This window comes from Schinkia azotoformans LMG 9581, from assembly GCF_000307855.1.
In the GTDB taxonomy this organism is placed as follows: Bacteria; Bacillota; Bacilli; order Bacillales; family Bacillaceae_J; genus Schinkia; species Schinkia azotoformans.
In genome coordinates this window covers 1-579 of sequence record NZ_AJLR01000025.1, presented here as the reverse complement: position 1 = coordinate 579, position 579 = coordinate 1, and the positions used below count along the sequence as shown (strand labels likewise).

At 42.1% G+C, this 579-nt stretch carries 1 protein-coding gene; it reads right to left on the bottom strand.

The genetic code is table 11. From position 1 onward, the window contains the following. Nucleotides 1–39 precede the first annotated feature (39 nt). Nucleotides 40–579 (bottom strand): 30S ribosomal protein S3 (rpsC, locus tag BAZO_RS01650; protein ID WP_003329471.1); only part of this gene is annotated, 540 nt, incomplete at its 5' end.

The following is a 579-nucleotide window of genomic DNA, read 5'->3' as shown; positions in this document are numbered from 1 at the left end:
TTCACGACGGTGTTTTACACGTTTTGGTACTAACATGGATTATTTTTCTCCTTTCACAGATTTTTTAGTAGGGAGAACTTCACCACGGTAGATCCAAACTTTAACGCCGAGTTTACCATAAGTTGTGTCTGCTTCTTCCCAAGCGTAGTCGATGTCCGCACGGAGTGTGTGGAGTGGAACTGTACCTTCTGAATATCCTTCAGCACGGGCAATATCAGCACCATTCAAACGACCAGAAACTTGAGTTTTGATCCCTTTTGCACCAGCGCGCATAGCACGTTGGATGGCTTGTTTTTGAGCACGACGGAAAGCGATACGTGCTTCAAGTTGTTTAGCAATTCCTTCACCAACAAGATGAGCGTCCAAATCAGGTTTTTTGATTTCAACGATGTTGATGTGAACTTGTTTACCAGTAAGTTTGTTGAGTTCTGCACGGAGTGCATCAACGTTAGCTCCTGATTTACCAATAACCATACCTGGTTTAGCAGTGTGCAAAGTTACAATAACTTTGTTAATTGCACGTTCAGTTTCAATCAATGATACTGATGCATCAGCAAGTTTAGTTTGGATAAGTTGACG